This window comes from Spirillospora sp. NPDC048819 (assembly GCF_040650055.1).
Taxonomy (GTDB): domain Bacteria; phylum Actinomycetota; class Actinomycetes; order Streptosporangiales; family Streptosporangiaceae; genus Spirillospora.
This window is the reverse complement of the sequence record NZ_JBEZGN010000014.1, coordinates 179,020-185,126: the sequence shown is the minus strand read 5'-3', so window position 1 is coordinate 185,126 and position 6,107 is coordinate 179,020. Positions and strand designations below refer to the sequence as shown.

The following is a 6,107-nucleotide window of genomic DNA, read 5'->3' as shown; positions in this document are numbered from 1 at the left end:
GGCGAGGGGGAAACACCCGGTCCCATCCCGAACCCGGAAGTTAAGCCCTTCAGCGCCGATGGTACTGCATGGGAGACTGTGTGGGAGAGTAGGACACCGCCGGACTCGAATTGGTCGAGGGTCGCCCCGATTTTTGGGGCGGCCCTCGACGCATGTCGTGGGGCCGCAAAGTAGGCTGCAAGAGTCCACGGAACCACCTTCAAGAACAGTGACGGACGTGATGAGCGCGGAAGAGGACGGCCGTAGCGGCGACAACCGCGAGCGGCGGGGCGATGACGGGAGGCGGAGCACGCCTGACCGTCGTGGGGGCGGCGCTCGTGGCGGCCCGGGTGGCTCCGGTGGCCGTAAGGGCGGTGCTCCTCGCGGAGGAGTGCCTCGCGCCGGCGGACCGCCGGGTGGACGTGGCCGTCCCGCCGGGGGGAAGGACAAGGACCGGGATCCGCGTGGTAAGCGCGATGACCGGAAACCCGGCCGCCCATTCAAGCGTTCCGATGATCGGCGAACAGACTCCCGTGAGGGACGTTCCGACGATCGTCGGGAAGGTCGTCCCAGCGGTCCGCGTGGTGAGCGCCGGGAAGGCCGCTTCAATGCGCCTCGCGGTGGTCAGAGCGGCGAGCGCCGTGAGGGACGCCCTCCGGGTGCGCGTGACTCTCGACCCGGCCAGGGGGGTGGTCCGCGTCGTGAGGGGCGCCCAGGCGGCCGCCAGACCGGTAGCGGTCAGGGAGAACGGCGTTTCCAGGACCGCGGCAAGCGCGATGAGCGGCGCCCCAGTGGTCGGCCATTCGAGGGCAAGCGCGATGAGCGCCGGCCTGGTGGTCGCTCATTTGAGGGGAAGCGCGATGAGCGGCGGCCTGGTGGTCGGCCGTTTGAGGGGAAGCGCGATGAGCGGCGGGCCGGTGGCCGGCCGTTCGAAGGTAAGCGGGATGAGCGGCGCGCTGGTGGTCGGCCGTTTGAGGGCAAGCGGGATGAGCGGCGGCCTGGTGGTCGCTCGTTCGAAGGTAAGCGGGATGAGCGGCGGCCTGGTGGTCGGCCGTTTGAGGGCAAGCGCGATGAGCGGCGGGCCGGTGGCCGGCCGTTCGAAGGTAAGCGTGAAGGGCGTCCAGGAGATCGTGACCGGCCCTTCAAGGGGCGCGGCGGGCCGAGGCGCCCGCAGGACGGTGGTGGACGCCCCACCGGACCGCGGCACGACCGCCCGGACCGGCGGGCACGCTCGGATGAGCGTGAGCGTCCCGCGCCGGTGTACGACGACCCGATCCTGCCGGACGACGTCACCGGTGAGGAACTGGACGAGGAGGCGCGCGCGGAACTGCGCACGCTTCCGAAGGAATTGGCCGCGAAGGTCGCCCGTCATCTTGTGATGGCGGGAAGGCTGGCCGAGGAGGAGCCCGAGCGGGCGTACAAGCACGCCCGCGCCGCGCGGCGGCTCGCGTCGCGGGTCGGGGTCGTGCGGGAGGCGGCCGGGATCGCGGCCTATCACGCGGGCGAATGGTCGGAAGCGCTCGCCGAACTGCGGGCCGCGCGCCGGCTCAGCGCCGGCGACGAGTCCTACCTGCCGGTGATGGCCGACTGCGAACGTGGTCTCGGACGTCCCGAACGCGCCCTGGACCTGATCAAGTCGCCAGAGGCGAAGAACCTCGACCAGATGGGACTGGTCGAGCTTCGCATCGTCGAGTCGGGTGTGCGCCGCGACCTGGGGCAGCATGACGCGGCAGTGGTGACGCTGCAGATCCCCGAGCTCCGCGACAGGCGGCTCCGGCCGTGGTCGATGAGGCTCTTCTACGCCTATGCGGACGCGTTGGTGGAGGCCGGGCGGGAGGACGAGGCGTCCGACTGGTTCGCACGGGCTGCGGCGGCCGACCGGGACGGCGACACCGACGCCGCCGAACGGTACGCCGAGCTTGAGGGCCTGCACATCGTCGACACCGAAGTCGGCGAAATCGAGGGCGTCATTGCCGGAGAGGGCGCCGTTCCTGAGGGTGTCGGGCTTGAGGGTGCCGTTACGCAGGACGCTGGCCCTGACGCGGGCTTGCCCGAGGCCGTAGCGCCCGAGGCCGTTGCGCCCGAGGGCACTACACGCGAGGCTGACGTGCCCGAGGCCGGGGCGTCTGAGGCCGGGGCGTCTGAGGCCGGGGTGTCTGAGGGCGACGGGTCCCAGGACTTCATGGGCGAGGACGGCGCTTCTGAGGGTGCCGGTCCGCGAGGTGCCGGGGCTGAGGACGCCGGGGCTGTGGAAGGCGTTGCTCGGGATGGGGCGGCGGGAGCCGAAGTCGGCGCTGAGGATGTGTCGGCGACGGACTTCGAGTTCAAGGCTGCCGGTCCCGAGGAGCCGGAGGTGCCCGGCGAAGGGGCGCCGGAGGTTCCCGTGGTGTTCCTGGAGCCGGAACCGGCCGAGGAGGAGCAGCCGCCGCCTGCGGAATGACGTGCCCTACTTGACTGGCGGGTAGGTTTCGCCCGATATTCACGGGACCGTGCCGTTCGGGGGGCCGCCGGAGGTGTCCGGTGGTGATCGACTCCTGGAGTGGTCATGCCCCTGAATCGACGTATGTTCCTGCGTGCCGCCGCCGTGGCCGGTGGCACGACCGCCTTCTCGGGCGCCCTGTGGCAGCAGGCCTTCGCCTCCGGGCCGGCTCAGCCCGGCCCGAGCCCGTACGGGCCGCTGCAGGCCGCGGACGGCAACGGGCTCCAGCTCCCGGAGGGGTTCACGAGCCGGATCGTGGCGCGGTCCCTTCAGCGTGTGGAGGGGACGAGGTACACCTGGCATGCGGCGCCCGACGGCGGGGCGTGCTTCCCCGACGGGGACGGCTGGATCTACGTCAGCAACTCGGAGGTCCCGATCGTCGGTGGTGTGTCCGCCATGCGGTTCGACGCGTCCGGGAAGGTCACGTCCGCCTACCGGACCCTGAACGGCACCACGCTCAACTGCGCCGGCGGTGCGACGCCATGGAACACGTGGCTGTCGTGCGAGGAGCACGACTTCGGGCTCGTGTGGGAGACGGACCCGCGCGGCGAGGAGTCGGCGGTGGCGCGGCCCGCGATGGGGCGGTTCAAGCACGAGGCCGCCGCGTCCGACCCCGAACGGAAGGTCGTCTACCTCACCGAGGACCAGTCCGACGGGTGCTTCTACCGGTTCCGGCCGCGGACGTGGGGCGACCTGTCGTCCGGGACGCTCGAAGTGCTGGTCGGCTCCGGGACGGGTCCCGTCCAGTGGGCGAAGGTGCCCAACCCGGAGTTCTGGCTCACCGCGACCCGTGAGCAGGTGGCGGAGGCCATGCACTTCGACGGCGGCGAAGGCTGCTACTACACCCGCGGCATCTGCTACTTCACCACCAAGGGTGACAGCCGTGTGTGGGCGTACGACGCGGCCGCCGAGCGGCTGGACATCGCCTATGACGACGACCTCGTCACGAACGGCGAGGCGCCCCTGCACAACGTCGACAACCTGACCGGCACGTCGTCCGGTGACCTGTACGTCGCCGAGGACGGCGACAACATGGAGATCAACCTCATCACCGCCGACGGGATCGTGACGCCGTTCCTGCGCGTCCTCGGCCACGACGAATCGGAGATCACCGGCCCGGCGTTCAGTCCGGACGGGTCGCGCCTGTACTTCTCGTCCCAGCGCGGCAAGAGCGGATTCATCGCCGGTACGGACGGCTACACGTTCGAGGTGACCGGCCCCTTCCGCCACTGAGGCGCGCCGCCGGAATCGGTCAGGCGTGCCTGCCCAGCGCGTGCATGATTCCGGCGACGTTGCTCTCGGCGCTGTTGAGGACCTCGTACTTGGCGGCCAGGTCGGGGTCGATGTCGTCGCCCGTAATGGAGTAGCGGTCCTTGGTGCGGTCGACGACCATCGCGACGGCGTGGTCGAGGTCGAGGTCCTGTTCCCTGGCGTCGCGGACGGCGTCCACCCAGACCCGCAGTTCCTCGGCCGACCGCTCCAGCGTGTCGTCGACCTCGGTCACGGGGCCGTAGTGCGCGAACAGGAGCCGCTGCGGGCCCAGCGACCGGAATCTGCCGAGCGAGGCCAGGGCGGTGTCGAGGTCGAAGTCCGGCGGCGGCGTCGCGGGCTTCACGTCCGCGGTCTCGGGGATGTAGATCCCGGCGGCGTCGCCCACGTAGAGGTCGCCGGTCTGGGAGTCCATCAGCCCGACGTGGTGCTTGGCGTGGCCGGGGGAGTAGTGGGACTCCAGCCGCCGCCCGCCGCCGAGGTCGACCATGCCGGTGTCCTCGACGGCCCGGATCCGCGTCGCGTCCGTCGGTTTCAGCTCGCCGAACAGGGTGTCGAGGCTGTCGCCGTAAACCATCCGGGCGCTGCGCATGAGCCGCGACGGGTCCACCAGGTGCCGCGCGCCCTTCTCGTGGACGACGACCTCCGCCTGCGGGTACATCCGCGCGATGTCGCCGACGCCGCCCGCATGGTCGAGGTGGATGTGCGTCACGACCACGCTCGCCAGGTCGCCGGGACCGATGCCCAGTTCCCGCAGTGCCGCCTGCACGACGGGCGCGGAGCCGGACGTGCCCGGCTCCACCAGGCAGGGCCGGTCGGACATGATCAGGTAGCCGGCGGTGATGCCGCTGTATCCGGCCATCCGCGTGTCGATCTCGTAGACGTCCCCGCCGAGCGGCGTGATCGTGGTCGTGGTGTCCATCCACAGATCATCGTCCCCGGCGGTCCCCGCGGGCCACCCGCCCCTCACCGGCCGTCCCCGAGGACGCGGAGGACGAGGCCCGTGCGGGGTTTGGGGCCGAACGAAGTGGACTTGCGGGGGACCCGCTCGCCCTCGCCCGCGACGGCCAGGACGTCCTCCGCCTTGAGCGGGTTCAGGACGACGGCGGTCCCGCCGGTGCGCCGGGCGCGGGCGACGGCGGCGGACGCGTCGTCGTGCACGACCTCGATGGCGTCCTCGTTCTCGGGGACGTCCCACACGTTCCGGATGAGGAGATGGTCGAGGACGGCGGTGTCGAGCCCCTGCCAGCGCGACGAATGCCCGGACGGCATGGACCGGCTCAGCGCACCGGAATCTGGGTCCGTAAGGAGGTGCATTGACTCGCCCCCACCGAGCAGGAACGCGGGGCCGTCCACGTTGGCGAGCGCTTCGACCGCGTCTGCCTCGTCCCAGAAGTCGGTGACGCGGAAGACCTTGCGGGCCCGTTCGACGGCGTCGTCCGGGCGGAGGCCGGGCAGGACGCGGTGAATGGCCCCCAGATGGGGCGGATAGCGCGTGGAGTCCACCAGCAGCGCCAGCCCGGCGTCCCATGGGCCGGGGCCGTCGCCGGCGGCGTGGTGACGTGCCTGAAGGGCGCGGTAGGTGGCGTAGCGGTGGTGGCCGTCGGCGATGAGCGCCTGCCTCCCATGGATGTCGGCGGACACCCGCGAGTGCAGCGCCGGGTCGGTGATGCGCCACAGCCGGTGGGTGAGCCCGTCGTCCGCGCGGAACTCCGTCAAGGGCGTCCCGGCGGCCGTGTCGTCGACGATCCGGGCCGCGTCGCCGCCGCCCGCGTCGCCGCCCGCGTCGCCGCCCGTGTCGCCGCCCGCGTCGCCGGCCGTGTCGCCGCCGCCCTCGTAGACGAGGAAGATCGGCTCCAGGTTGGCGTTCGCGGCCGTCATCAGCGCGAGCCGGTCGCGGACCGGCCCGGGGAAGACGTTCTCGTGCGGCAGCACGACCCCCTCGGACTCCGCGCGCAGCCCCACGGCGCCGATCAGGCCGCGTTGCAGGACCGTGCCGTCCCGGGACGCCTCGTAGACGTACAGGGCGGGGTCGGGGTCGGTGGTGAGCGCGCCCTCGTCCAGCCAGCGGCGCAGCCGGTCGCCCGCCGCGTCGTAGCCCTCCCCGGCGGCGCGCGGCAGGTTGAGCCGGACGATGTTGTGCCCGCCGCCCGCCAGCAGCCGCAGGGCCGCCGCCTCGTCGATCAGGTCGTACGGGGGCATGGTCACCGAGGCGAGGTCACCGGCGACCTCGGGGACGAAGCGGACGCCGCGGAAGGGGGTCAGCTCCAGGCCGCGGCCCGTCCGCGGCTCCGCCGTCCCGAAGATCCGGGCGCTGAACTCCTCCGGCGTGAGACCGGAGGGGAGGTCGTCGTCCACCCTGGGCATGCTAACCACCGGC

The 6,107-nt window shown here is 71.9% G+C and carries 4 protein-coding genes and 1 rRNA gene; 3 read left to right on the top strand and 2 right to left on the bottom strand.

Going from position 1 to position 6,107, the window contains the following annotated elements:
• From rrf to AB0C35_RS20780, 3 genes are all read left to right on the top strand, one after another.
• Positions 1-105: ribosomal RNA gene (rrf, locus tag AB0C35_RS20790) — 5S ribosomal RNA — on the top strand; the annotation flags it as partial.
• Between the two features lie 1,132 nt (positions 106-1,237).
• The gene (locus AB0C35_RS20785; protein ID WP_358458162.1) at positions 1,238-2,419 is read left to right on the top strand and encodes a hypothetical protein; all 1,182 of its coding nucleotides are present in this window, start codon (positions 1,238-1,240) and stop codon (positions 2,417-2,419) included.
• A 105-nt stretch (positions 2,420-2,524) separates the two neighbouring features.
• Positions 2,525-3,691 (top strand): alkaline phosphatase PhoX, encoded by a 1,167-nt coding sequence (locus AB0C35_RS20780; RefSeq protein ID WP_358458160.1) that lies wholly within the window; start codon positions 2,525-2,527, stop codon positions 3,689-3,691.
• Between the two features lie 19 nt (positions 3,692-3,710).
• Here AB0C35_RS20780 and AB0C35_RS20775 read toward each other — a convergent pair whose 3' ends face one another.
• Both AB0C35_RS20775 and AB0C35_RS20770 read right to left on the bottom strand, forming a co-directional pair.
• Positions 3,711-4,649 (bottom strand): MBL fold metallo-hydrolase, encoded by a 939-nt coding sequence (locus AB0C35_RS20775; RefSeq protein ID WP_358458158.1) that lies wholly within the window; start codon positions 4,647-4,649, stop codon positions 3,711-3,713.
• 44 nt (positions 4,650-4,693) lie between these two features.
• Entirely contained in the window at positions 4,694-6,094 is a 1,401-nt protein-coding gene (locus AB0C35_RS20770) for a DUF1015 domain-containing protein (RefSeq protein ID WP_358458156.1), read from the bottom strand.
• Between the last annotated feature and the right edge of the window lie 13 nt (positions 6,095-6,107).